The following is a 22,199-nucleotide window of genomic DNA, read 5'->3' as shown; positions in this document are numbered from 1 at the left end:
GGCCGTTTCCGGCCGTGACGGGGCGCAATGAAACGCGATCTGGCCGAGATGTGGAACCTGGTCTGGGAGATCGGCCTGCTGCTCTGCGCCGGTTTCGCCCTGCTGAACGTCTTCGCCCCGCCCCAGGACCTGCCTTGGAAACCGCTGGACCTGAACCGCCCGGTGGGCGGGGCGACGGCGGCCAAGGTCGCGGCCTTCGAGGTGGACGCCGCCGCCCCCGCCGAGACCCTGGAACAGGCGACAGAGGCCTGCATGAAGGCGCTGCGCGACGCGGGCGTCCGGGTGGAACGGGCCGCCGACCGCGACGACGGCGGCTTTTGCGTGGTGCGCGGCGCGGTGCGGATCGCAGGCGGAGCGGTCACGCCCCTGGCCCCCGCCAATGTGGTCATGCAGTGCCCGCTGGCGGTGCGCTACGTCATCTGGGATCGTCAGGTGCTGCGGCCCGCGGCGCGCGATGAAATGGGGTCGGAACCGGCGCGGGTCCTGAACTATGGGACCTACTCCTGCCGCCGCATCTACGGCTCCCAGGACGAAGGCGAGCGGCCCAGCGAACACGCGCGCGCCAACGCCTTGGACGTCGCCGCCGTCACCCTGAAGGACGGGCGCACGATCAGCGTGCTGGACGACTGGCGCGGCGAGGGGCCGGCGGGCCAGTCGGGGTCCCGCTTCCTGCATCGGGTCCGCGACGGGGCGTGTCGCCTGTTCTCCACGGTGCTGACGCCGGACTACAACGCCGCCCACGCCAATCACCTGCACATCGACGGGGCTTCGAGGGGCGTCTGTCGTTAAGGCTGAATGCGGCGCGCGCGAATCGCTTTCGCTGTTGACCGTCTGGAAAAGCCGGGTGACAACATTGGGGCAGTCCGGATTTCGCGTGGGGTCCACACCCGCGTTTCGCTCCTTCGCCTGAACGAGCTGTCCAGATGGATTGTCGGATCACCTTGAGAGGGATCCGCCTGGAAAAGCGCGTTTACGGAGACGCAGACATGGCGACCGGCACGGTCAAGTGGTTCAACCCCACCAAGGGCTACGGCTTTATCCAGCCCGACAGCGGCGGCTCGGACGTGTTCGTTCACGTCACCGCCGTCCAGAAGGCTGGCCTTCAGGGCCTCGATGAAAACGCCAAGGTCGAATACGAGCTGGAAAACCAGCGCGGCAAGACCTCGGCCGTGGACCTCAAGCTCCTCTAAGTCGAACGGCCTTCAAAAGGCTGGAGACAGGCGCGGCGGCCTTGGCTTCCGCGCCTGTTTTTATTCGGCCTTCGGGCTCGCCCCGACCCGTTGCGAGCGCTGGGCCAGGACGACGGCGCCCAACACCAGGACCCCGCCCAGGGCCTGGATCGGCGTCAGGGTCTCGCCGAACACCCACCAGCCCAGCAAGGCCGCGACCACCGGCTGGATCAGGATGGTGACGGCCGTGACCGAGGCGGGCAGGCGGCCCAGGGCCCAGGCGACGCCTCCCTGGCCGAACACGTGCATCACCCCCATGGCGATGCAGGCGCCCCAGCCGGCCAGGCTGGCGGGCGCGATGTCCTCGCCCAGCGCCAAGGCGACGATCAGCAACAGGGGCGCGCCCAGCAGGGTGGCCCAGAAGGTGATGCGCATGGCGCCGGCGGTGGCGCGCGCGGCCTTCACCGCCAGGAAATAGCCCGAATACCAGACCGCGACCGACAGGGAGAAGACGTCGCCCAGCGGCGGATTGGTCCCCTGGCCCCCGTCCGCCCCCGCCGCCATCGCCAGGGCGCCGCCCATGGCCAGGGCCAGGGCGACCAGGAACAGCCGGCGCGGCCGTTCCTTCAGCACCACCCAGCCGAACAGCGTCACCACCACCGGCGTCAGGTTGCACAGCACGGTCGCATTGGCCACCGAGGTCATGACGATGCCGTAGTGCCAGAAGCTGAGATCCAGGGCGAAGAACAGGCCGGCCAGCAGGGTCCATTTCGACGGCGTCGCGATCCCGCCCGGCTCGCGTGCGGCCAGCACCGTCAACAGGGGCAAGGCGAACAGGAAGCGCCAGAAGCCGGCGGCGGCCGGCCCCGTCTCGGTCAGACGCACCAGGATCGGCGCCAGGCCCAGAACGCAGGCGGCGATCAGCAGGACGATTAGGGCGAAGGCGCGCGCAGAGGGGCGCAGGAACGAAGGCCGGGAAGATCGCGGGGGCGGGGCGGACATGGCCGGGCTCTTACGCCGCCCTGCGACCCGACGCCACAGCCCGCCGGTCAAATCAGCGGGTCGATCCGCGCCTTCAGGGTGACGGTCAGGCCGGGGTCGCGATCCCGATAGTCGATGGCGCCTTCCAACTGGCCGACCAGGCTCTGGATCATCATCGAGCCGAACCCCTTGCCGGCCAGATGGCCGCCGCCGCCTTCGTCCTCGACCGTCAGGCTGAAGTTGGCTCCATCCTCCGCCAAGGCGATGCGCAACGGGCCGGACCTGCCCCTATAGGCGTATTTCTGGGCGTTGATGATCAGTTCGGTCAGGATCAGGCCGATGGTCACGGCGCGGCCGGCCTGGATGTCGACCGGCGCCAGTTCCGTCTCGGCGGCGGCGGCCCAGTCCGGTCCCATGCTGGCGGTCAGGTCGGCGACCATCTCGCCGATATAGCGGCCCATGTCGATGGTGGCGGCGTTCTCGCCGATGTACAGCAGGCTGTGCACGGCCGAGACCGCCCGCACCCGCCGCCGCGCCTCGTTCAACGCCGTCGCCGCCGGCCCCGTCTGCTCGCGCGCCTGAAGTCCCAGGAAGCTGGACACCAGGGTCAGGCTGTTCTGGACCCGATGGTTCACCTCGCGGATCAGATACTGCTGCTGCTCCAGCCGCAGGTCGCGCTCGGAAAGGCTGTCCTGCAACGAACGGTTCAGCCGCCGCAGTTGGTCGATGGCGGCGTAGTCGGCCAGGGCGTCGCGCAGCCGTGCGGCGGATTCGACGGCGGCGGGCGACCAGCGCCGTGCGCGACCCGCCACCTCCTCCGACCAGCTCTCGAACGAGGCGCGCGGCGTCAGGACGGCGTTGGGGCCGGTCTTCCGCGCGGTTTCCGGATCGCCGGCCCAGCGCACCGTCTCCAGCACCTCTGCGCGGAACCACAGGATCGACAGCGGATGCTCGACCGGCGGCGCGACGGCCAGCAACCCGCTGCCGTGGGTGGTCCAGGCCTCGGCGTCGGGCAGGACGGTGGACAGGGCGTGCGTGAACACGGGGCCGACGCCCGGCAGTTCCGCCGCCCAGGCGGCGATGCGGCGAACGCCGTCGACCGGCGGCGTATGGCCGAAGGTCCTGATCTCGCCCTCGGACACGATGGCCAGACCGTCCGCACCGGTCAGCTGCATCAGCGGTTCGGCGCGCTCGGCCAGGGCGACGTCCAGCGGCCTGTCGGCCGGCAGGCGCGCGATCAGTTCGTCCTCCAGCCGGCGCAGGCGCGTCCGGTCCCGATAAAGCTCGGCGTCGCCCTTGGCCTTCAACTGGCGCGCCAGATTCCGCGCCAGGGTCGTGCAGCCGACGCGCAGTTCGAACGGCAGCAGCTTGGGCGAGGCGTTGTGGCAGGCGACCAGCCCCCACAGGGCGTCGTCGACGATGATGGACACCGAGGCCGAGGCCCGCACGTCCATGTTCCGCAAATACTGAAGATGGACCGGCGACACCGACCGCAGGCCGCTGTCGCTCATGTCCAGCGGCGGTTCGTCGGGCAAGACCGGGCGCAGCGGCTGGGGGACGTAGCGGCTGTCGGGTATGACGCGCACGGGATTGCGCAGATAAAGGGCGCGGGCCTGGCGCGGAATGTCCGTGGCGGGAAAATGATGGTTCAGGAACGATCCGGCCCCCTCGGCGCGGGATTCGGCCACCACACGGCCGGCCTCGTCGTCCTGGAACCGATAGATCATCACCCGGTCGAAGCCGGTCAGGCGGCGAAACGCCTCGGCCGCCCGGTCGCACAGGCCCTGAACGCTCGCCGCCCGTTCCACGGCTGCTCCTGCGGTGTCCAGACCGGCGACCAGTTCGACGCCCAGCCGGGCCTGCTGCGAGCTTTGCTCGACCTCGATGATCATCAGATCGCCGGGCGGGCCGGACCTGTCGCCCGGCGCCCTATGGACGACGACGTCGTACTCCAGCCGATTGGCCGCCCGCCACCGGCAAGCGAACCCGGCTTCCTGCAGGGCCGCCATCGCGCGGATGCGGCGATCCAGCGCGTCGCCTAGGATGTCTCCTACCGAGGCGCCGATCCAGGCGTCGCGTCCGGTCAGCTGTTCGATCGGACCGGCGCCCTGGCGAACGGTCAGCGATCGCAGGTCCAACACCAGCAAGAAGCCGTGCGGCTGGATCGACCCCGGAACATGGATCGGCTCCCGGTCGCACTGGGTCAGGTCCGGCCCGGCCTGATCGAGAGTCTCGGTCATGCGGCCTCCCGGGCGGAAACGCGCAGGGTGTGGCGCGCAAAGGCGAAGCCGTCGACACCGCCCTTGACGATCTGGTCGATGTCGGCGCGCCCGGCGGCGCAGGCCGCGTCCATCAAGGTCATGAAGGCGCGCCAGCGTGCGCCCGTCTCTTCGCCATAGGGATCGAGAAAATCCAAACCGTCCAGGCCACGGCCATCGGCCGCAAGCCGCCGACGGATGATCCGTCCGCCCAGCATGGAGCCTTCAGCCACATAGACCCAGCCCAGGGCTTGTCCCGCCGTGCCGGGGATTTCGGCAGAGGCGGCAGAGGGCGGCGTCAGGCCCAGCGCCGCCAGATCCCGCACGATCCCGTCTGCGCGGGAGCGGGGTTCGAAATCGCCGCCGACCGCGGCGTTCAGCCGGGCGACCTGGATATGGCTGACGGGCTCCAGCCCCGCATGAAAACGATAAAAGGCCGCGACCGTAGCCGGCCGTGTGCGAACATCGGCCAGACGCGCCTCGATCCGGGCCTCGAATTCGAGCTTGTCGTGGGCGGCGGCGGTGGCTTCCCGAAGGGCGAGGAGAACAGGGGAAGCACTCATGGGTTCAGATTAACACACTGTGTTGTCTTGTCGATTTTCTCGGAAGCGCGGGCGCGCTAGAAGGCGTGATGCTGGACGGAACGGCTCAGGTCGCCTGACGTTCAGCAGCGTCTCTCTTTTTATCGCTGGCTGGACCGGTCGCCCTCATGAAACTGCGTGTGCGCGCCGAGCTCGTCTATCGCTTCGATCCGCCGACGGACGCCATCTACAAGATCCAGGTGGCCCACTGGCCCGGTCAGGACATCCTGGAGGAAAGCCTGACCTTCGATCCGCCGGTCCAGTTTCACGAGGACGAGGACGTCGATTTCGGCGCGCGCACCTTGCGCTGCCATGTCTCGGGCGAAGTGACGCTGACCTATCAGGCCCTGGTCGACAACGGCGTGCTGAAGGGCCTGCCGCCCGAGGTGTCGCAGCACGACTGGGGCGAACTGCCGGCCGAGGTTCTGCCCTATCTCCAGCCCAGCCGCTATTGCCCCTCGGACCAGTTCGGCCGCTTCGTGGCGCGCGAGTTCGGCGACACCGCCGGCGGGGCGCGGGTGCTGGCCATCCTGAACTGGATCACCGAACACGTGGATTACGAGCATGGGGTGTCGGACACCGAAACGACGGCGGCGCGCACCTTCATCGACCGCGCCGGGGTATGCCGCGACTTCACCCACCTGGGCATGACGCTGTGCCGAGCCTCGGGCATCCCGGCGCGCGCGGTCAGCGCCTTCGCCCACCAGCTGGAGCCGCCCGATTTCCACGCCATTTTCGAGGTCTGGCTGGACAACGGCTGGTGGCTGGTCGACGCGACGGGTCTGGCGCCGGTCGAAGGCCTGGTGCGGATCGCCTGCGGCCGGGACGCCGCCGACATCGCCTTCCTGACCACCCAGGAGCGCTGTCAGATGGTGCGTCAGTCGGTGACGGTGGAGGCGGCCTGAGGATCCTGTCTGCGGTCATCCCCGCGAAAGCAGAGACCCGCTTCGCGGGCTAGAGGATGAAAGACGGCGTCAATCGTCCAGGCGGCCGATCAGGAACAGGGCGCCGACGGCGGCGAGGGCGCCCAGGGTGAATGCGGCGACGACGGCGCCGGCGGCGACGGCGGTGGAGACGGTGACGGGGCGGGCTTCGTACCATTCGACGATGTCGGCCTCGTGCAAGTCGTCGTCGGCATAGCCTTCGGCTTCGTAGATGGTGTCGTCGGCGGTCATGACTTTACGCTCCGTCTGTCTCGTCGGGATCAATACGCGCAAACGGTCGAGGTTCCACCCCTGCGACCCATCGTGACAGGATGCCGCCCATCGTTTAGGAGGCGCGGCTCAAGGTTTCAGAACGCGCAAAAGACGATCCCATGGCCGGCCATTCGAAATTCAAGAACATCATGCACCGCAAGGGGCGCGCCGATGCGCAGCGCTCCAAGCTGTTCTCCAAACTGTCGCGCGACATCACCGTGGCGGCCAAGTCGGGCCTGCCCGATCCGGCGGCGAACCCGCGCCTGCGCCTGGCGGTCAACAACGCCAAGGCCGAAAGCCTGCCCAAGGACGTGATCCAGCGCGCCATCAACAAGGCCGCCGGCGGCGACGTCGATACGATGGAGGAGGTCCGCTACGAGGGCCGGGGTCCGGGCGGGGTCGGCATCATCGTCGAAGCCCTGACCGACAACCGCAACCGCGCGGCGTCCAACATCGGCACGGCGTTCAAGAAGAACGGGGGGGCGCTGGGCGAGATGAACTCGGTCGCCTTCATGTGGGACAAGGTCGGCAAGATCGTCTATCCGGCCGAGGCAGGCAGCGAGGACGCGGTGATGGAAGCCGCCATCGAGGCCGGCGCCCAGGACGTCGAGAGCGACCTGGTCAAGCCCGACATCTACGAGGACGCGCCGGGCCATGTGATCTGGACCGCCTACGAGGACCTGAACGAGGTGGCCGAGGCCATGTCCAAGGTGCTGGGCGATCCCAAGTCCACCGCCATCGTCTGGAAGCCCCAGTCCGAAGTGCCGATCACGGGCGAGGCGGTCGGGACCCTGTTCAAGCTGCTGGACGCGCTGGACGCCGAGGACGACGTCTCGGCCGTCTATTCCAACGAGGACGTGTCAGACGAGGACGCCGCCAAATACGCGGGGTGATGGGCGGCGCGGCCGATCTGATCGCGGCGGCTGACGCGGCCTTGGGCGAAGAGGCCTCGCGCGAACACATCCCCAAATAGGGCGCGAGTCGTTCTCACGGAACCGGGTCTGGCGCCGGGCGTAACGAGGCTTCACCGTTACGCCCGGAGCGACCCATGGACATCACCCAGCTGATCCTCGACGACCATGCCGAACAGCGTCGGCTGTTCTCGATCATCGAGCAGATCGACCCCAAGGACACCGAGGCGTTGAGCGCGGTCTGGCTGAGGCTGTCGGCCTTTTTGGACGTCCACGCCGAGGCCGAGGAGCGGTTCTTCTATCCCGAACTGCTGAAACAGGGCGAAGGCGCCAACGACGCCGAGGACGGCACGGTCGAGGGCGAGACCGAGGACGCCATCGAGGACCACAATAAGCTGCGCAATGCCGTCAAGGCGGTGGAAAATCACGCGGTCGGGACCAAGGCCTGGTTCGAGGCGGTGGGCGAGGCCAATGTGGTCAACTCCAAACATATGGGCGAGGAGGAGCGGCAGGGCCTGACCGACTTCCGCATCAACGCCGACATCGCCACGCGGCACGCCCTGGCGGTCAAGTTCGCTGCCTTCGAGGCCGAGCACATCACCGGGGTCAAGCCGGTCAACAAGGACCCCGAAACCTATGTCGAGGAACACGACTGATCATCCGGGTGCGGAACGTGACGCCTGGCCGCGTCGTTGAAGGCGGATGAATCTGGGCAGTCTTGAAGGCGCGGTCCTGCCGATCCTGGGCGCGCTGGTCGCGGGCGGGGTGATCGGCTTCGAACGCGAATGGCGCGGGCGGGCGGCGGGCCTGCGCACCCATATCCTGGTCAGCCTGGCCTCGGCGCTGCTGATGGTGGCGGCCATGTCGCAGGCGGACTGGGCGTTCCGCGCCCTGCCGGACGAGAACATCGTCACCGATCCGACGCGCATGGCGCACGGGGTGCTGACCGGCATCGGCTTCCTGTGCGCGGGGGTGATCTTCCGCACCGGGTTTTCGATCCACGGCCTGACGACGGCGGCGTCCCTATGGATCACCTCGGCCATCGGCCTGCTGTTCGGCGCGGGTCTCTATGCGTTGGGCGCGGCGGCGACGGGGGTGACGGCGGCGATCCTGGTCGGACTGCGGCTGATCAGCGGACGGCTGCCGGCGCGGACGGTGGTGGATGTCGAAATCTGTTGGGAGCGGCGCGAGGCGTCGCCCGAACCGGCCGTCGAGACGGCGCTGAAAGCCATAGACGCCGACGCGCGCCACGACCGTTTCGAACTGTTCGACGACGGCGCGAAGGTGCGGCGCAGCTGGCGGCTGAAAGCGGCGGAGGAGGGCCAGCTGAAGCGGCTGGCCGAACAGCTGTGCGCCATCCCTGGCGTGGTCGCCTATCGGCTGGACCCGCGCGACGACTGAAACCGTTCATTGCCCGCTAACCCTCTTTGCGGCATGAGGGGAACGGATGGCGAACGAACCGATCAGAATCATCGGCCTGGACCCGGGCCTTCGGCGCACCGGATGGGGGGTGATCGCGGCCGAAGGGTCACGGCTGCGCTGGATCGCGCACGGGGTGGTGACGCCGCCCGAGACGGCGCCCTTCGCCGAACGGCTGGTGCATCTGCTGGACCGTGTGGGGGCGGTCTGCGCCGACCACGGCTGCGAGGAGGCGGCGGTGGAGGAGGTGTTCGTCAATGTGAACCCATCCTCGACCCTGAAGCTGGGCCATGCGCGGGCGGCGGTGATGCTGGCGCCGGCCAAGGCGGGGCTGGCGGTCGCGGAATATTCGCCGAATCTGATCAAGAAGGCGGTGGTGGGCGCCGGCCATGCTGACAAGAGCCAGATCGCCTTCATGGTCAAACGCTTGCTGCCGACCGCCGGCGACGTGAAGGCGGACGCTGCGGACGCTTTGGCCGTGGCCATCACCCATGCGCAGTTGAGGAAACGGTCCTTGCTGGAAGCGATGACGCGGGGCGCGGCGTGATCGGGCGTTTGAGAGGGGTGCTGGCCGAGGTCGGGGAGGCGGACTGCCTGATCGACTGCGCGGGCGTGGGCTATGTGGCGACGTGCGGGACGCGGACCCTGGGGCGGCTGCCGGCGCCGGGCGACGAGGCGACGCTTCACATCCATTCGCAATGGAGCGAGGACGCGGGGCCGCGTCTGTACGGCTTTCTGACGCGCGACGAACGGCGGGCCTTTGCGACCCTGCTGGCCATCCAGGGGGTGGGCCCGAAGGCGGCGCTGGCGGTGCTGGACGTGCTGCCGCCGGGCGAGCTGGCCGGGGCGGTGGCGCGCGAGGACAAGGCGGCGGTGGCGCGGGCCAACGGCGTGGGGCCGAAACTGGCGCTGCGGATCGTCACCGAACTGAAGGGCAAGGCGCTGGGCGAGGTCAGCTTTGCTACCCATGCGCCGGGGATGCACGTCGAGGTCGCGCCGCCCCCGCCGTCGCTGACCGGCGAGGCGGTCTCGGCCCTGCTGGGCCTGGGCTTGGTCGAGGTCAATGCGCGCCGGGCAGTCGACCAGGCCCTGATCCGGCTGGGCGAGGAGGCCGATCTGTCGGCGGTGATCCGCGCGGCCCTGCAGGAGTTGGGGCGGTGATTTTGGAGTGGCGAGTGGCGAGTGGCGAGTGGCGAGACGTGAAAAGTGCGAGTGAGCAAGGAGTGAACCTGGCGTCGGTGCGCGTCGCGCCAATTCGCTCGCTGCTTTGCTCACTTTTCACTCGTCACTCGCCACTCGCCACTCGCCACTCGGGCGCCCGATGACCGAAGACCGCATCATCTCCCCTGCGTCGGCCCCCGGCGAAGCCTATGACCGGGCGCTGCGGCCGCAGACGCTGGCGGAATTCGTCGGCCAGTCGCAGGCCAAGGGCAATCTGAAGGTTTTCATCGACGCCGCCCGGAACCGGGGCGAGGCGCTGGACCATGTGCTGCTGTTCGGCCCTCCCGGCCTGGGCAAGACGACCCTGGCCCAGATCGTGGCGCGCGAACTGGGCGTCGGGTTCCGGGCGACCTCGGGACCGATCCTTGCCAAGGCGGGCGATCTGGCGGCGATCCTGACGAACCTCGAGCCGCGAGACGTCCTGTTCATCGACGAAATCCACCGGCTCAGCCCCCAGGTCGAGGAGATTCTTTATCCGGCGATGGAGGACCATGTGCTGGACCTGATCATCGGCGAGGGTCCGTCGGCGCGTAGCGTGCGGATCGACCTGGCGCCCTTCACCCTGGTCGGGGCGACGACGCGGGCGGGCCTCTTGGCCACGCCGCTGAGGGACCGGTTCGGCATCCCGCTGCGGCTGGAGTTCTACAGCCCCGAAGAACTGACCGCCGTGGTGCGGGGCACGGCGAGAAAGATGGGGGCCGGCATAGACGAGGGCGGCGCGCTGGAGATCGCGCGCCGGGCGCGGGGCACGCCGCGCATCGCCGGGCGGCTGCTGCGCCGGGTGCGGGACTTCGCCGACGCCGACGGCTGCGAGACGATCACCAGGGCGGCGTCGGCGCGCGCGCTGGCGCGGCTGGAAGTGGACGAATCCGGGCTAGACAGCCTGGACCGCCGTTTCCTGAAGGCGCTGATCGAGAACTATGGCGGGGGGCCGGTGGGGATGGACACCCTGGCCGCCGCCATCGCCGAGGCGCGCGACGCCGTCGAGGACGTGATCGAACCCTATCTGCTTCAGCAGGGCTTCATCATGCGAACGCCGCGCGGCCGGGTCGCCTGCGCCAAGGCCTATGCCCACCTGGGACTGAGCGCGCCGCCGCCGCCCGTCGCGGGGCCGGTCCCCGGCGACCTGTTCGAATAGGCGTTGCCAAGGCGGGGCGGATCGGCGTTTGCTCGGGCGATAGCGGAGCGCCCCATGATCTTTCGTCCTTTCGCGGCATTGGTTCTGAGCCTTGGATTGTGGAGCGGCGGAGCGGCGTTGACGCCGGCCCGGGCGGCCGATCCGGTCTTCACCGAAAAGCCCTGTCCCGCCGATTGGCCCGCAGGCGTGCGCGAGGTGCGGTGCGGCGCCCTGACGGTGGACGAGGCGCGGGGCGCAGCCAGCGACCGGCGCATCGACGTGGCGGTGGTGGTGCTGAAGGCCAGTCAACCCTATCGCGACGCGTCGGGTGGGACCCTGCCGCCGGTCTTCATGTTCCATGGCGGACCGGGCGGGGCGATGACGCCGGGGGCAGGCGCCATCCTTCGCGCCCTGTCGCAGCGGCCGGATCTGATGGCCGTGGATCAGGACGTGGTTCTGTTCGACCAGAGGGGCGGCGGGGCGGGCGATCCGTCGATGGACTGTCCGGGCGTGCAGCTGACCGATGCGGGGCCGCCGTCGGACAAGGACCGCGACGGGCTGATCGCCTGTCTGAAGGCCTATCAGGCGCAAGGGATAGACCTGAACCAGTACAACGCCGCCGTCATCGCCGACGACGTGCGCGATCTGGCCCAGGTGCTGGGATACGACAAGATCGACCTGTGGGGCGGCTCCTATGGCCCGCGCATCGAGGCGGCGGTCATCACCCATCAGCCGCAGATCGTGCGGGCGGCGGTGATGGACAGCCCCTGGCCGCCCGAGGGCAACTGGGCCGTCGGCACGCCCGAGCAGGTCTCGGCGGCGGTGAAGACCATTCTGGGCAAATGCCAGGCGCAGGCCGCCTGTGCGGCGCGGCATCCGAATCTTCAGGCCCGGTTCGAGGCCGAGGCGCGCAAATGGCTGGCGGGGCCGGTGCGGGCAGGGACGGGACGCGGTTCACCGTCGACGACCTGTCGGCCTTTCTGATGGACACCACCTACGATCGGATGGGGGTGCGGCGTCTGCCGGCCGATCTGGAGAAGATCATCGCCCGCGACCTGTCGCCCGTCGCCGCCATCGCCGAGGACAGCACCTATTACACCGAGGGCCAGCATATGGCGCATCTGTGCAAGGAGGAACTGCCGTTCGAATCCAGGGCGCGGCTGGCGGCGGGCGCGGCCGGCGATCCGGTGGCGGAGGTGCTGGTCCCGTCCCTGTCGCGTCTGTTCGACGTGTGCGAGGCGGTGGGCGAGACCCCGGCCGCGCCCATCGAGAACCTGCCGGTCAAGACCGACATCCCGACTCTGTTCGTCGCCGCCGAGATCGACCCGGGCTGTCCGCCGCCCCTGACCGAGGCGGCGGCCAAGGGCTATTCGAACAGCCAGGTGGTGATCGTGACCAACGCCACCCACGGGGTCATCAACGCCAGCCCCTGCACGCGAAAGATGGCGCGCGACTTCCTGCGCGATCCGTCCAAGCCGGTTGACCGAAGCTGCCTGCCGGCGGCGGATGCGCCGCTGGACTTCATCGAGACCGCAGAGGCGGGCTGAGGCGATGCGCGACCCGTCCCTGCGCCGGCGACGGACATTGGCCCTGATCCTGGCCGCGGGTCTGCTGGGCCTGTGCGCGATCGGGGTCTGGCTGATGGCGTGGCCCGAGGGCGCGCCGCCGCCCGAGCCGGCGGACCAGCGCGTGATGCGACAGATCCGTCTCCAGGCGGGACCGGGCGCTGAACTGCGCTATTCCGAGCCGGGACAGAGGCGGGCGGTGTGCGGCTATATCGGACGCGGACCCGGCGCCCCGGCGACCGCCTTCGTCTCCATTCCCAACCGCATCCTGTTCAGCGACGATCCCCTGCCGACCGAGTTCCGCGAGATGCGGGAGCGGTATTGCCCCGGCTTCATGGCCGCGCCGACCCGGACGGCGGGAGGCGCGGAGGGGCGTTTGGCGGGGGCGCGCTGAGCCGCGCCTTGCGCTAGATTGGCGTCATGACCCAGGACCAACCCACGGCTGGCCGATTCGACGGGCGAGAGCACCTGCTGCCGGTGCGCGTCTATTACGAGGACACCGATTTCACCGGCCTGGTCTATCACGCCAACTATGTGCGCTATTTCGAGCGGGGGCGGTCCGACTTCCTGCGCGCCATAGGGGTGGGGCACGCCGACCTGCTGGAGGAGGCCGAGCCGCTGGCCTTCGTAGTGTCGGAGTTAAATATCAGATACCTCAAGCCCGCGCGCATCGACGACGCCCTGGTGGTGCGCACCGTCTATGAGCAGGTGAAGGGTGTGCGGCTGATCATCCGCCAGAGCGTGGAACGGGCGGGCGAGGTCTTGTGCCGGGCCGAGGTGACGGCCGTGTGCATCCATCTGGACGGCCGGCCGCGCAGACCGTCGAAGGGGCTGGTCGAGAAGGTGACGCCGTGGCTGGCGGCGAGCGGGATCGCCGACTAGGATCGTCCGAACGGGGAAAAGATCATGACGACGCAGAACTATAATATGTCGGCCAGCGCGGTGACGGTTTCGGTGCTGCTGGTGCTGCTTTTGGTCGGCGGCGGCCTGGTGGGTTGTCCCTATTACAAGGTCTGGGAACGCAAGATGGCGGGTCAGGCCGAGCTGCAATACCAGCAGGGCGCGCGTCAGGCCCTGATCGCCCAGGCGGCCGCCGAAGACGAGGCGGCGATCAAGCGGGCCGAGGCGGCGACGCGCCGGGTGCTGGGCTGGACCGATGCGGCCAAGCGCGGCTGCGCCGAACTGGGCCGCGCAGGCGACCGGGTCTGCGAAGAACAGCTGCTGAAGGACGCCGCCACCTACTCCATCGCCAAGGAAGGCCACGAGGGCGTCATCATCAGCGTCGGCGCCCCGGTGTCGGTGGCGGTCGATCCGAACGCGCGGCGGACGGGCGCGGAATAGGGCGGGCCGGCCTCAGGAGGCGCTGACGGAATAGACCTTCTGCACCACGCCATCTCGGGTGCGGTAGGTGCGGAAACCCAGAGCCTGATAGTAGGCGAGCGCACCTGGATTATCGGCGCGGATATAGGCGTCGATCTTCTCCAGCCCCGCATTCCGGGCCGCCTCCAGGCTGGATTGGAACAGAGCCGTCCCGACGCCTTGGCGGTGCGCGCGGGGGCTGACGTGGGAGCCGATGACGCCCCAGCCCGCCGGCACGTCGTAGGGGTTGCACGCCACGGCCCGGATCAGCGACTGGAAACCCAGAATCTCGCCCGAGGGACGGACGGCGACCGTGCAGCGGACGCCGGTCGGATTGGCGATATAGGTCCGAAGCACGAAGGCTTCGTCGTTCGGCCGGTCTCGACCCGTCTGTTCGATGATTTCGCGCAGCACGCGGCTCAGGCCGGGGGCGTCGTCGATGTCGGCGGTTCGCGCGTGCATGAAACCCCAGGCGTCTGTTCGGTCCAGCTTACGAACCGCGCAGGCGGGCGCAAGCGGCGGTTTCGGCTGATCCCTGGCGTCGGAGTAACTCGCTGTTAACCGTTATGACGCGCCTGTCAGGTGACGCGCGGTCGGGTCGTCGCTAAACGGGCCGGACGCCACACAATGGTCACGCCCGCTGGTTCGAACAGGCGTGAACGATCCCGATTCCGCCCGGAGCGCCTGAATGACCACGCCCGTCGACGCCGCGATGATGAACCCGGTCGAGCTGTTCATGACCGCCGACTGGGTGGTCAAGAGCGTGATGATCGGGCTGGCTGCGGCCTCGATCTGGTCGTGGACCATTATCATCGACAAGGCGGTGCGGTTCACCGCCCTGAACCGGCAGGCCGACGAGTTCGAAAAGGCGGTCCAGTCGGGCCGGTCGCTGGAAGAGGTGGCGACCCAGGCCGGGCCGGAACCCGGTCACGCCCTGCCGCGAATGCTGGTGATCGCCGTGTCCGACTGGCGTGAGGCGCGTCAGCGCGGGGTGCTGAACGATCATCAGGGCGACCTCCTGCTGGTCCGCATCGACAAGGCGATGAACAGCCTGATCGCGCGCGAGAGCCAGCGGATCGAGAACGGGCTGGGCGTGCTGTCGGTGGTGGCCACGGCTTCGCCCTTCATCGGCCTGTTCGGCACGGTGTGGGGCATCATGAATGCGTTCGGGCGGATCGCGGCGGCGGGCAACACCAATCTGACCACGGTGGCGCCGGCCATCGCCGAAGCCCTGTTCGCCACGGCCATCGGCCTGGCGGCGGCCATCCCGGCCTATATCGCCTACAACAAGTTCTCGATCGACGCGGGCAAGTTCGCCGGCCGGCTGGAGGCGTTCGCCGACGATCTGCAGGCGGCGGTGGCGCGCCGGCTGGGCGCGCCGTCGGCCCCGCCGCCTCCGCCCCCGCCCGCCGCCGACCTCAGCCTGAAGCGGGGCGGCTGAGCCGTGGCGCTGGGCGGCGGTGGAAGCGGCGGCGGGCGTCGCGGACGGCGGGGGCGCAAAAGGCCCCTGACCGAGATCAACGTCACGCCCCTGGTGGACGTGATGCTGGTGCTGCTGATCATCTTCATGATCTCGGCGCCCCTTCTGACGGTGGGGGTTCCGGTCGAACTGCCCAAGACCGAGGCCAGCGCGGTCGAGATCAAGTCCGAACCCCTGTCGGTCAGCATCGACCAGCAGGGCGCCATCTTCGTGGGCGACAGCGAGACGGCGTTCGACGCCCTGTCCGAAAGGCTGCTGACCGAGGCGGGCGGGGCGGACAAGGCGTCGGAACGGCCGGTCTTCGTGCGGGCCGACGGGCGCGCCCCCTATCAGGCGGTGGCGCGGGTCATGGCGCGGCTTAGCGCCTCGGGCTTCACCAAGCTGAACCTGATCACCGACACGGCGCCGGAGGCCTGAGCCCCTTGCGCCGTCCGAGCCCGGCCATCCTCGGATCCCTCGCCCTGCACGCTGGGGTGGTCGCGCTCGCCTTCGTGACGGTGTCGCACACGGTCGAGGAGCCCAAGCCGCTGGTCGCCTCGGTGCCGGTGACCATTGTGTCGGAGGATGTGGTGCAGGCCGCGCCGGCCGACAATCCCCAGCCCGAACCCTCGCCCGACGACGCCGCGACCGCGCCGGTGCTGCAGCCCGATCCGGTTCCGCCGCCGCCCGAACCATCGCCGCCGCAACCGCAACCCCGTCCGACGCCTGCGCCCCCGCGCCCCACGCCGCCGCGCCCGGCCCCGACGCCCACGCCGACGCCGAAGCCCACGCCGACCCCGACGCCGCCGCGTCCGACGCCTCGACCCCAGCCGCCGACGCCTGCGCCGCCAACCAAGGCTCAGCCGACCCCGCGCCCGGCGACGCCCGCGCCCGCCCGCCCGGCGCCCCAGCGCACAGAGCCGAGCCTTGACCTGGACGCCCTGGCCGGACCGACGCGCCCGACCAACAATCGCGGCCGCCCGGCGACGGGGCAGCAGGGGGCGGGCACGGCGGCCCAGGCGACGGGACCGCAGATCACGGCCATCTTCAATCAGGTCTATCCGAACTGGATCCTGCCCTGCGACATCCCTGGCGCGGACCAGCTGCGCATCCAGGTCGAGTTGACCTTGTCGGCCGACGGGCGGATCACGCGCGGGCCCAGCCTGATCAACGCCCAGTCATCGAACGTCTATCGGGCCGCCGCCGACGGCGCCCTGCGCGCCCTGCGCCAGACCGCGCCCTTCGACGTGCCGCAGGGCTTCCCCGGCGGGGTCTATCGTCCGACGTTCAATACCGAACGGGCGTGTCGCAATCGCTAGGTTCGATCGCCATTCAGCCCGTGAACGTCATTCCGGGGCGTCCGCAGGACGAACCCGGAACCCAGGAGGCGGGCGTCGGGCATTGGAGGCTTTCAACAGCGCGACCGTGGCCCTGGGTTCCGGGTTCTTCGCTCCGCTCAGCCCCGGAAGGCCGCCCCGTCCCGAATGTCGCCCCATTCCCCGTGAAGCTGGCGAAAGTCGAACGGCCTGGCGATAAGGGGCGGCGATCCTTAGAGACTTATGGGAGCATCTGATGCGTCTGAACCTTCTTCTGGCCTCCGTGGCGGCTGTCGCGATGGCGGCCCCTCTGACGACGGCGGCCCAGACGTCGCAGGCCGCGCCGGCTCAACAAACCCAGCCGGTCGAGGTCGAGATCGACCAGGGCGTGTTGCGACCGCTGCAGATCGCGGTCGTGCCGTTCGCGGGGACGCACGGCGCGGACATCTCCGGCGTGGTCAGCGCCAATCTGCGGCGCTCGGGCTTCTTCGAGCCGCTGAACCCGTCCAGCTTCATCGAAACCGGCCTGACCCTGGCCAATGCGCCGAACTTTCCCCAGTGGACACAGATCGGGGCGCAGGCGGTGCTGTACGGCGGGGTGACGATGCGCGGCGACGGGCGGATGGACGTGGGCTTCCGCCTTTACGACCCCTATCGCCAGTGCCAGCTGGTCAGCTATCAGTTCACCGCGACCCAGGAACAGTGGCGCCGGATCGCGCACAAGATTTCCGACGTCATCTATCAGCGGATGACGGGCGAGGCGGGCTTCTTCGATTCCCGCGTGATCTTCGTGTCCGAAGAGGGCACGCAACTGAACCGGATCAACCGTCTGACCATCGCCGATCAGGATGGGTTCAACCCGACCTATCTGACGCAAGGCGACGAGGTGATCATGTCGCCGCGCTTCTCGCTGTCGCAGCCGGACGAGATCACCTACGTCGCGCTGGGCAAGGATTACAGCCGCATCTACCTCTATAATCTGACGACCGGCCGGCGCGAGAGCCTGGGCGAGTTCGACGGCCAGGTGCTGGCGCCGCGCTTCTCCAACGACGGCAACAAGATCGCGTTTTCGATCATCCGGGGCGGCAATACCGACGTCTATGTGATGGATCTGAGAAGCCGCCAGATCACGCGCCTGACCAGCGATCCCGGCATCGACACCTCGCCGTCGTTCAGCCCGGACGGGAGCCAGATCGTCTTCACCTCGGACCGTTCGGGTTCGGCGCGGCTGTATGTCATGCACGCGGACGGATCGGGCCAGCGGCCGATCTCGCGCGGGGGCGGGGTCTATACGGCGCCGTCATGGAGCCCGACCGGCAATCTGATCGCCTTCACCAAACAGGGCGGCGGCCGGTTCTCGACCGGGGTGATGAACGCCGACGGCTCGCGCGAGCGCATCCTGTCCTCCAGCTATTTCGAAGAGGGTCCGAACTGGGCCCCCAACGGTCGCTACGTCATGTTCGCGCGCCAGACGCCGGGCGGCGACACGCGTCTATGGACCGTGGACCTGTCGGGGCGGGTGGTGTCGCAGGCAGGCTATAACGGGCGCGGCACCGACCCGGCCTGGTCGCCTCTGCTGGACCGGCCGCCGACCAATCTGGGCCTGAACGCGGGCGCGGACAGTTGTCCGGCCTGAGGCCCCCAATAGCGGCGGAGCAATAAGCTCAACAGTGCGTTATCGCCCCTGGCGTCCGACGGGCGCCCAAGGCAGAGAGTAAAGCCAAGCTTGAGGCCCGCCCCCTCGCAAGAACGATACGTCAGGAGACGACCCCATGAAGACTTCACGCATTTTCAAGCTGGCGATGGTCGGCTGCGCCGTGGCGGCCATGGCCGCCTGCACCCGTAAGCCCCCTGTCGAGACCGGCGTGCCCGGCCCGAACGACGGAACCTCGACGGCGCCGACCGGCCCGGCCTATCCGACCGCGCCGACAGGCCCGGTCACTGGCGGCGGCCTGGGTTCGGCCCAGCCGGGCTCGGAACAAGACTTCGTCGTCAACGTCGGCGATCGCATCTATTTCGACCTGGACTCTTATGAGGTCCGTCCCGAGGCCATGCCGCGCCTGGACGCCCAGGCCCAGTGGCTGCAACGCTATCCGTCCGTGACCGTCCGCATCGAAGGCAACGCCGACGAACGCGGCACGCGCGAATACAACCTGGCCCTGGGCGCCCGCCGCGCGGAATCGGTGCGCGCCTATCTGATCAACCGCGGCGTTCCGGCGGGCCGGATCGACACCATCAGCTTCGGCAAGGAACGGCCGATCGCGGAAGGCTCCACCGAGGACGCCTTCGCCCGCAACCGCAACGCCCATACCGCCATCGTCTCGGGCGCGCCGCGCTAGGATCAATGGGTCCGTCATCCGGCGCCTCGCTATGCTTGGCGCGGATGACGAAGCTTGCATGGCATGGGGAGAGGCGTCGGCCGCCGGGGCCGGCGCCTTTTTCGCGGGAGGGCCGTGCCGGACAGCGACGCAACGACGGCCTTGCGGCGGCCCCAAATCGGTGAAAGCTAGACGCATGACCAAGCTCTCGATCTCTCGCGTTCATCTCCTCGCCGCCGCCGCCCTTGGCGTCCTGTTGATCGGGGGCGGCGCGGTCGCCCAGCAGGCCCAGCCCAACATCATGGAGCGGACCGAGTGGGACAACCGGCGCCTGGACCAGCTGGACCGCAATGTGCGGCGGCTTGAGCGCGCCCTGACCCAGAGAAACGCCGCCGGCCAGCCCGTACTGGTCGAGCCGGACCCCGAGGTGGTGACGCTGCAGGGGCAGTTCGCCCTGATGGATCGGCGGCTGGGCGATCTGGAGGCCACGGTGCGCCGGATCAACGGCGACAATGAGCGGCTGACCTTCCAACTGGACGAGGCCACGCGCGACAACCAGGCCCTGGTCGCCCGCCTGACCGACGCCGAGAACCGCATCCAGAAGCTGGAGACCCAGGCCGAGCTGAACGCCCCGATCGAAGCGACCTCGCCCACCGGCGACGCCGCGCGCGACCTGGCGGCGGCGGTCGCCTTGCTGTCCAGCGACAGGCCGCGCGGCGAGCGGGCGCTGGAGACGGTGATCGCGGCCTGGCCCGACACGCCCCAGTCGCGCGAGGCCAACTCGCGCCTGGGCGACCTGCGCGTCGCGGCCAACGACAAGGCGGGGGCCGTGCCCTATTACGCCGCCGCGCTGAAGGACTGGCCGCGCATCGGTTGGGCGGCGGACACGACGCTTAAACTGGCTGACGCCCTGTTCGCGACGCAGAGGAAGCCGCAGGGGTGTGCGGCCCTGGCCGAGTTCACGCGCCGCTATGCGCCGACCGCCGCCGATCCGCAGAAGGCCCGCGCGGCGCAGTTGCGGACCACGGGCGGGTGCGCCGCCTGACCCTGCGGGGCGGGGAGGAGGCGGGGCTTCAGGCCCGCATTTTCGCGCGGCTGGATCGGCGGCTGAGCCGGAACACGGATCGGCCCCTGGCCCTGGCCCTGTCGGGCGGAGGGGATTCCGTGGCCCTGCTGCGGCTGGCGACGGACTGGGGGCGGTCGAGGGGGCGGCGGATCGTCGCCCTGACCGTCGATCACGGACTGAATCCCGACAGCGCCGTCTGGAGCGCCTTCGCCGAACGGACCGCGAGGGCGGCCGGGGCGGACTGGCGCGGCCTGGCCTGGGCCGGCGACAAGCCGACGACGGGGCTGACGGCGGCGGCGCGGGCGGCCCGGCACGGGCTGATCGCCGAGGCGGCGCGGGCGGCCGGGGCGCGGGCCGTGTTGTTCGCCCATACCGCCGACGACATCGCCGAGGCCGAACTGATGCGCCGCGAGGGGGCGAACCTGGGGCGGGTGCGGGAGTGGGCGCCGTCGCCGGTCTGGCCCCAGGGACGGGGGCTGATGCTGCTGCGGCCCCTGTTGGGCGAGGGTCGCGAACCGCTGCGCGCCTGGCTGGCCGGGCAGGGCGCCGACTGGATCGAAGACCCCGCCAACGCCGATCCCCGTTTTGGCCGCAGCCGAGCGCGCCAGGCCCTGGCTGCGGGGACTCTGGCGCCCGAGACCCTGGCGTCCACGACGGGGACGGGCGGCCGGTCCGGCTCCGAAGGCCTGATCGCGGTCGGGGAGGCGGCGGTGGAGGCGTCGCGAGGCGTTACGGCTCGGACGTTGGCGGCCGCCCTGGTCTGCATCGGCGGGGGGGACAGGCCGCCGCGCGGCGGTCGGTTGCAGGGCTTGCTGAACCGGCTGAGGGACGGCGAGGATTTCACCGCCACCCTGTGCGGGGCGCGGATCACCGCGGCGGGCGCGGCCGTGACCCTGGTCCGCGAGGCGGGCGAGATGGCGCGCACGGGGGCGGCGCCTCCAGGCGCGCGCCTGACGCTGACGCCCGGCGTGGAGACGGTGTGGGACGGGCGGTTCGCCTTCACCGCCGCCGAGCCGGGCTGGTCGGTCACGGCGGGGCGAGGGCGAATATCGCAGCTGTCGGATGCGGACCGGGCGGCGCTGGCGGCCCTGCCGCCCGCCGCCCGCGGGGCCTGGCCCGTCCTGGTCCGGGACGGGGGAGCGGGGCTGGTTCTTGCAGGACCGGGGGTCGAACGGCGCGCGCTTGTGTCGGAACGGCTCAGGCTGGCGCTGGACGAAACGACGCATGAAGACGACCTGATTTCCGCCCCGCGATGGCGTAACGCCATGGAACCTCCTATTTTCCCAGACAGACACATCCAGACCGCCGGCCCGAGCGGGGCGGCGGACGACCGAGGACCTCAATGAACCTGCGTAATCTGGCGATCACCGGCGTGATCATTCTGGCGCTGCTGGCGGGCTATGCGGCCCTGTCACAGGGCGGCGCCATGACCGGCATGGCCGGACAGCCGGCCGGCGGCCGTCCCGAGCCTGTCAGCTATTCAGAACTGGTCAAACGGGTCGAGAATGGCGACGTCAAGAAGGTGACGGTGCGCCTGGACAAGGTGAACGGCGAGTTCAAGAACGGCCAGCGCTTCACCTCCACCACCGTCTATCCCAACGAACAACTGATGAACGCCATGCTGGCGTCCGGGGTCGAGATCGACGCCAAGTCGGGCGGCCAGTCGGTGTGGATGAGCCTGCTTCTGGGCATCCTTCCCATCGCGCTTCTGGTCGGGGTGTGGATCTTCTTCATGCGGCAGATGCAAGGCGGGGCGCGCGGGGCCATGGGCTTCGGCAAGTCCAAGGCCAAGCTGCTGACCGAGCACAAGGGCAGGAAGACCTTCGACGACGTGGCCGGCGTCGACGAGGCCAAGGAGGAGCTGACCGAAGTGGTCGAGTTCCTGAAGGATCCCGGCAAGTTCCAGCGCCTGGGCGGCAAGATCCCCAAGGGGGCGCTTCTGGTCGGCCCTCCCGGCACCGGGAAGACGCTGCTGGCCCGCGCCGTGGCGGGCGAGGCGGGCGTGCCCTTCTTCTCGATCTCGGGGTCGGACTTCGTGGAAATGTTCGTCGGCGTCGGCGCCAGCCGGGTGCGCGACATGTTCGAACAGGCCAAGAAGAACGCCCCCTGCATCATCTTCATCGACGAGATCGACGCCGTGGGCCGTCATCGCGGCGCGGGCCTGGGCGGCGGCAACGACGAGCGCGAACAGACGCTGAACCAGCTGCTGGTCGAGATGGACGGCTTCGAGGCGTCCGAGAACATCATCCTGATCGCCGCCACC

27 protein-coding genes are annotated in these 22,199 nt (G+C 69.5%); 22 read left to right on the top strand and 5 right to left on the bottom strand.

Features of this window, described 5'->3' with window-relative positions:
• The first annotated feature begins 27 nt into the window (after positions 1-27).
• Positions 28-789, top strand: a complete 762-nt coding sequence (locus DI624_RS05415; RefSeq protein WP_291536503.1) for an extensin family protein — start codon at positions 28-30, stop codon at positions 787-789.
• 197 nt (positions 790-986) lie between these two features.
• Positions 987-1,190: a cold-shock protein gene (locus DI624_RS05410; RefSeq protein ID WP_291536502.1), complete on the top strand. Its 204-nt coding sequence runs from the start codon at positions 987-989 to the stop codon at positions 1,188-1,190.
• A 60-nt stretch (positions 1,191-1,250) separates the two neighbouring features.
• Here DI624_RS05410 and DI624_RS05405 read toward each other — a convergent pair whose 3' ends face one another.
• The 3 genes from DI624_RS05405 to DI624_RS05395 are packed head-to-tail and all read right to left on the bottom strand — an operon-like array spanning position 1,251 to position 4,971.
• The gene (locus DI624_RS05405; RefSeq protein ID WP_291536501.1) at positions 1,251-2,171 is read right to left on the bottom strand and encodes a DMT family transporter; all 921 of its coding nucleotides are present in this window, start codon (positions 2,169-2,171) and stop codon (positions 1,251-1,253) included.
• Between the two features lie 47 nt (positions 2,172-2,218).
• Positions 2,219-4,390, bottom strand: coding sequence for a histidine kinase dimerization/phosphoacceptor domain -containing protein (locus DI624_RS05400; RefSeq protein WP_291536499.1), 2,172 nt, complete (start codon positions 4,388-4,390; stop codon positions 2,219-2,221).
• A complete protein-coding gene (locus DI624_RS05395; RefSeq protein WP_291536498.1) occupies positions 4,387-4,971 on the bottom strand; it encodes a biliverdin-producing heme oxygenase in 585 nt (194 codons plus the stop codon). Before DI624_RS05395 ends, DI624_RS05400 begins: the two co-directional genes overlap by 4 nt.
• A 146-nt stretch (positions 4,972-5,117) precedes the next feature.
• On the opposite strand from DI624_RS05395, the gene DI624_RS05390 reads away from it, so the two are divergent.
• On the top strand, positions 5,118-5,894 hold the full coding sequence (locus tag DI624_RS05390) for a transglutaminase family protein (protein WP_291536497.1): 777 nt from the start codon (positions 5,118-5,120) through the stop codon (positions 5,892-5,894).
• A gap of 69 nt (positions 5,895-5,963) precedes the next feature.
• Here DI624_RS05390 and DI624_RS05385 read toward each other — a convergent pair whose 3' ends face one another.
• Positions 5,964-6,164 carry a hypothetical protein gene (locus DI624_RS05385; RefSeq protein ID WP_291536496.1) on the bottom strand — a complete coding sequence of 67 codons (201 nt, stop codon included), beginning with the start codon at positions 6,162-6,164 and terminating at the stop codon, positions 5,964-5,966.
• A gap of 140 nt (positions 6,165-6,304) precedes the next feature.
• Here DI624_RS05385 and DI624_RS05380 point away from each other — a divergent pair, with 140 nt between their 5' ends.
• From DI624_RS05380 to DI624_RS05330, 11 genes are all read left to right on the top strand, one after another.
• Entirely contained in the window at positions 6,305-7,078 is a 774-nt protein-coding gene (locus DI624_RS05380) for a YebC/PmpR family DNA-binding transcriptional regulator (protein WP_291536495.1), read from the top strand.
• A gap of 155 nt (positions 7,079-7,233) precedes the next feature.
• Positions 7,234-7,752 carry a hemerythrin domain-containing protein gene (locus DI624_RS05375; RefSeq protein WP_291536493.1) on the top strand — a complete coding sequence of 173 codons (519 nt, stop codon included), beginning with the start codon at positions 7,234-7,236 and terminating at the stop codon, positions 7,750-7,752.
• 46 nt (positions 7,753-7,798) lie between these two features.
• Entirely contained in the window at positions 7,799-8,497 is a 699-nt protein-coding gene (locus DI624_RS05370; RefSeq protein WP_291536492.1) for an MgtC/SapB family protein, read from the top strand.
• A 46-nt stretch (positions 8,498-8,543) separates the two neighbouring features.
• Positions 8,544-9,062, top strand: a complete 519-nt coding sequence (ruvC, locus tag DI624_RS05365; RefSeq protein WP_291536491.1) for a crossover junction endodeoxyribonuclease RuvC — start codon at positions 8,544-8,546, stop codon at positions 9,060-9,062.
• The gene (gene ruvA, locus DI624_RS05360) at positions 9,059-9,676 is read left to right on the top strand and encodes a Holliday junction branch migration protein RuvA (RefSeq protein WP_291536490.1); all 618 of its coding nucleotides are present in this window, start codon (positions 9,059-9,061) and stop codon (positions 9,674-9,676) included. The genes ruvC and ruvA overlap by 4 nt, the downstream gene beginning before the upstream one ends.
• A 160-nt stretch (positions 9,677-9,836) precedes the next feature.
• Complete coding sequence (gene ruvB, locus DI624_RS05355; protein WP_291536489.1) at positions 9,837-10,874, top strand: Holliday junction branch migration DNA helicase RuvB; 1,038 nt, start codon at positions 9,837-9,839, stop codon at positions 10,872-10,874.
• 54 nt (positions 10,875-10,928) lie between these two features.
• The gene (locus DI624_RS05350; protein ID WP_291536488.1) at positions 10,929-11,837 is read left to right on the top strand and encodes an alpha/beta fold hydrolase; all 909 of its coding nucleotides are present in this window, start codon (positions 10,929-10,931) and stop codon (positions 11,835-11,837) included.
• Positions 11,837-12,400, top strand: coding sequence for an alpha/beta hydrolase (locus tag DI624_RS05345; RefSeq protein WP_291536487.1), 564 nt, complete (start codon positions 11,837-11,839; stop codon positions 12,398-12,400). The genes DI624_RS05350 and DI624_RS05345 overlap by 1 nt, the downstream gene beginning before the upstream one ends.
• Before the next feature lie 4 nt (positions 12,401-12,404).
• Positions 12,405-12,812, top strand: a complete 408-nt coding sequence (locus DI624_RS05340) for a hypothetical protein (protein WP_291536486.1) — start codon at positions 12,405-12,407, stop codon at positions 12,810-12,812.
• 26 nt (positions 12,813-12,838) lie between these two features.
• Positions 12,839-13,300: a tol-pal system-associated acyl-CoA thioesterase gene (gene ybgC / locus DI624_RS05335; protein WP_291536485.1), complete on the top strand. Its 462-nt coding sequence runs from the start codon at positions 12,839-12,841 to the stop codon at positions 13,298-13,300.
• A 24-nt stretch (positions 13,301-13,324) separates the two neighbouring features.
• On the top strand, positions 13,325-13,759 hold the full coding sequence (locus DI624_RS05330; RefSeq protein WP_291536484.1) for a hypothetical protein: 435 nt from the start codon (positions 13,325-13,327) through the stop codon (positions 13,757-13,759).
• Between the two features lie 12 nt (positions 13,760-13,771).
• On the opposite strand, the gene DI624_RS05325 is transcribed toward DI624_RS05330, so the two are convergent.
• Positions 13,772-14,239: a GNAT family N-acetyltransferase gene (locus DI624_RS05325; protein ID WP_291536483.1), complete on the bottom strand. Its 468-nt coding sequence runs from the start codon at positions 14,237-14,239 to the stop codon at positions 13,772-13,774.
• 226 nt (positions 14,240-14,465) lie between these two features.
• On the opposite strand from DI624_RS05325, the gene tolQ reads away from it, so the two are divergent.
• The 8 genes from tolQ to DI624_RS05285 form a co-directional block, all read left to right on the top strand.
• Entirely contained in the window at positions 14,466-15,218 is a 753-nt protein-coding gene (gene tolQ / locus DI624_RS05320) for a protein TolQ (RefSeq protein ID WP_291536482.1), read from the top strand.
• A 3-nt stretch (positions 15,219-15,221) separates the two neighbouring features.
• Positions 15,222-15,674 carry an ExbD/TolR family protein gene (locus DI624_RS05315; RefSeq protein ID WP_291536481.1) on the top strand — a complete coding sequence of 151 codons (453 nt, stop codon included), beginning with the start codon at positions 15,222-15,224 and terminating at the stop codon, positions 15,672-15,674.
• A gap of 5 nt (positions 15,675-15,679) precedes the next feature.
• Positions 15,680-16,555 (top strand): hypothetical protein, encoded by an 876-nt coding sequence (locus DI624_RS05310; protein WP_291536480.1) that lies wholly within the window; start codon positions 15,680-15,682, stop codon positions 16,553-16,555.
• 253 nt (positions 16,556-16,808) lie between these two features.
• Positions 16,809-18,188, top strand: a complete 1,380-nt coding sequence (tolB, locus tag DI624_RS05305) for a Tol-Pal system beta propeller repeat protein TolB (RefSeq protein ID WP_291536479.1) — start codon at positions 16,809-16,811, stop codon at positions 18,186-18,188.
• 136 nt (positions 18,189-18,324) lie between these two features.
• Complete coding sequence (pal, locus tag DI624_RS05300) at positions 18,325-18,891, top strand: peptidoglycan-associated lipoprotein Pal (RefSeq protein ID WP_291536478.1); 567 nt, start codon at positions 18,325-18,327, stop codon at positions 18,889-18,891.
• A gap of 175 nt (positions 18,892-19,066) precedes the next feature.
• Positions 19,067-19,915 (top strand): tol-pal system protein, encoded by an 849-nt coding sequence (locus DI624_RS05295; RefSeq protein WP_291536477.1) that lies wholly within the window; start codon positions 19,067-19,069, stop codon positions 19,913-19,915.
• Positions 19,903-21,282: a tRNA lysidine(34) synthetase TilS gene (gene tilS, locus DI624_RS05290; protein ID WP_291536476.1), complete on the top strand. Its 1,380-nt coding sequence runs from the start codon at positions 19,903-19,905 to the stop codon at positions 21,280-21,282. The genes DI624_RS05295 and tilS overlap by 13 nt, the downstream gene beginning before the upstream one ends.
• Positions 21,279-22,199, top strand: a 921-nt coding sequence (locus tag DI624_RS05285; RefSeq protein WP_291536475.1) for an ATP-dependent metallopeptidase FtsH/Yme1/Tma family protein, incomplete at its 3' end; no start/stop codon positions are given. The genes tilS and DI624_RS05285, both read left to right, overlap by 4 nt.

Origin of the sequence: Brevundimonas sp., assembly GCF_003248455.1 — a bacterium.
Lineage (GTDB): Bacteria > Pseudomonadota > Alphaproteobacteria > Caulobacterales > Caulobacteraceae > Brevundimonas.
Note: the sequence above shows the minus strand (reverse complement) of the source record. Positions and strands in the feature narration are given on the sequence as shown.

Excerpts from the sequence above, each read along its gene's own strand:
- pal (WP_291536478.1), top strand. The coding sequence starts at position 18,325 with ATGAAGACTTCACGCATTTTCAAGCTGGCGATGGTCGGCTGCGCCGTG.
- DI624_RS05370 (WP_291536492.1), top strand. The coding sequence starts at position 7,799 with ATGAATCTGGGCAGTCTTGAAGGCGCGGTCCTGCCGATCCTGGGCGCG.
- DI624_RS05385 (WP_291536496.1), bottom strand. The coding sequence starts at position 6,164 with ATGACCGCCGACGACACCATCTACGAAGCCGAAGGCTATGCCGACGAC.
- DI624_RS05330 (WP_291536484.1), top strand. The coding sequence starts at position 13,325 with ATGACGACGCAGAACTATAATATGTCGGCCAGCGCGGTGACGGTTTCG.
- DI624_RS05340 (WP_291536486.1), top strand. The coding sequence starts at position 12,405 with ATGCGCGACCCGTCCCTGCGCCGGCGACGGACATTGGCCCTGATCCTG.
- ruvC (WP_291536491.1), top strand. The coding sequence starts at position 8,544 with ATGGCGAACGAACCGATCAGAATCATCGGCCTGGACCCGGGCCTTCGG.
- DI624_RS05400 (WP_291536499.1), bottom strand. The coding sequence starts at position 4,390 with ATGACCGAGACTCTCGATCAGGCCGGGCCGGACCTGACCCAGTGCGAC.
- DI624_RS05415 (WP_291536503.1), top strand. The coding sequence starts at position 28 with ATGAAACGCGATCTGGCCGAGATGTGGAACCTGGTCTGGGAGATCGGC.
- tolQ (WP_291536482.1), top strand. The coding sequence starts at position 14,466 with ATGACCACGCCCGTCGACGCCGCGATGATGAACCCGGTCGAGCTGTTC.
- DI624_RS05350 (WP_291536488.1), top strand. The coding sequence starts at position 10,929 with ATGATCTTTCGTCCTTTCGCGGCATTGGTTCTGAGCCTTGGATTGTGG.
- DI624_RS05375 (WP_291536493.1), top strand. The coding sequence starts at position 7,234 with ATGGACATCACCCAGCTGATCCTCGACGACCATGCCGAACAGCGTCGG.
- DI624_RS05345 (WP_291536487.1), top strand. The coding sequence starts at position 11,837 with ATGGACACCACCTACGATCGGATGGGGGTGCGGCGTCTGCCGGCCGAT.
- DI624_RS05295 (WP_291536477.1), top strand. The coding sequence starts at position 19,067 with ATGACCAAGCTCTCGATCTCTCGCGTTCATCTCCTCGCCGCCGCCGCC.
- tolB (WP_291536479.1), top strand. The coding sequence starts at position 16,809 with ATGCGTCTGAACCTTCTTCTGGCCTCCGTGGCGGCTGTCGCGATGGCG.
- DI624_RS05380 (WP_291536495.1), top strand. The coding sequence starts at position 6,305 with ATGGCCGGCCATTCGAAATTCAAGAACATCATGCACCGCAAGGGGCGC.
- ybgC (WP_291536485.1), top strand. The coding sequence starts at position 12,839 with ATGACCCAGGACCAACCCACGGCTGGCCGATTCGACGGGCGAGAGCAC.
- DI624_RS05390 (WP_291536497.1), top strand. The coding sequence starts at position 5,118 with ATGAAACTGCGTGTGCGCGCCGAGCTCGTCTATCGCTTCGATCCGCCG.
- DI624_RS05395 (WP_291536498.1), bottom strand. The coding sequence starts at position 4,971 with ATGAGTGCTTCCCCTGTTCTCCTCGCCCTTCGGGAAGCCACCGCCGCC.
- ruvB (WP_291536489.1), top strand. The coding sequence starts at position 9,837 with ATGACCGAAGACCGCATCATCTCCCCTGCGTCGGCCCCCGGCGAAGCC.
- DI624_RS05410 (WP_291536502.1), top strand. The coding sequence starts at position 987 with ATGGCGACCGGCACGGTCAAGTGGTTCAACCCCACCAAGGGCTACGGC.
- DI624_RS05405 (WP_291536501.1), bottom strand. The coding sequence starts at position 2,171 with ATGTCCGCCCCGCCCCCGCGATCTTCCCGGCCTTCGTTCCTGCGCCCC.
- DI624_RS05325 (WP_291536483.1), bottom strand. The coding sequence starts at position 14,239 with ATGCACGCGCGAACCGCCGACATCGACGACGCCCCCGGCCTGAGCCGC.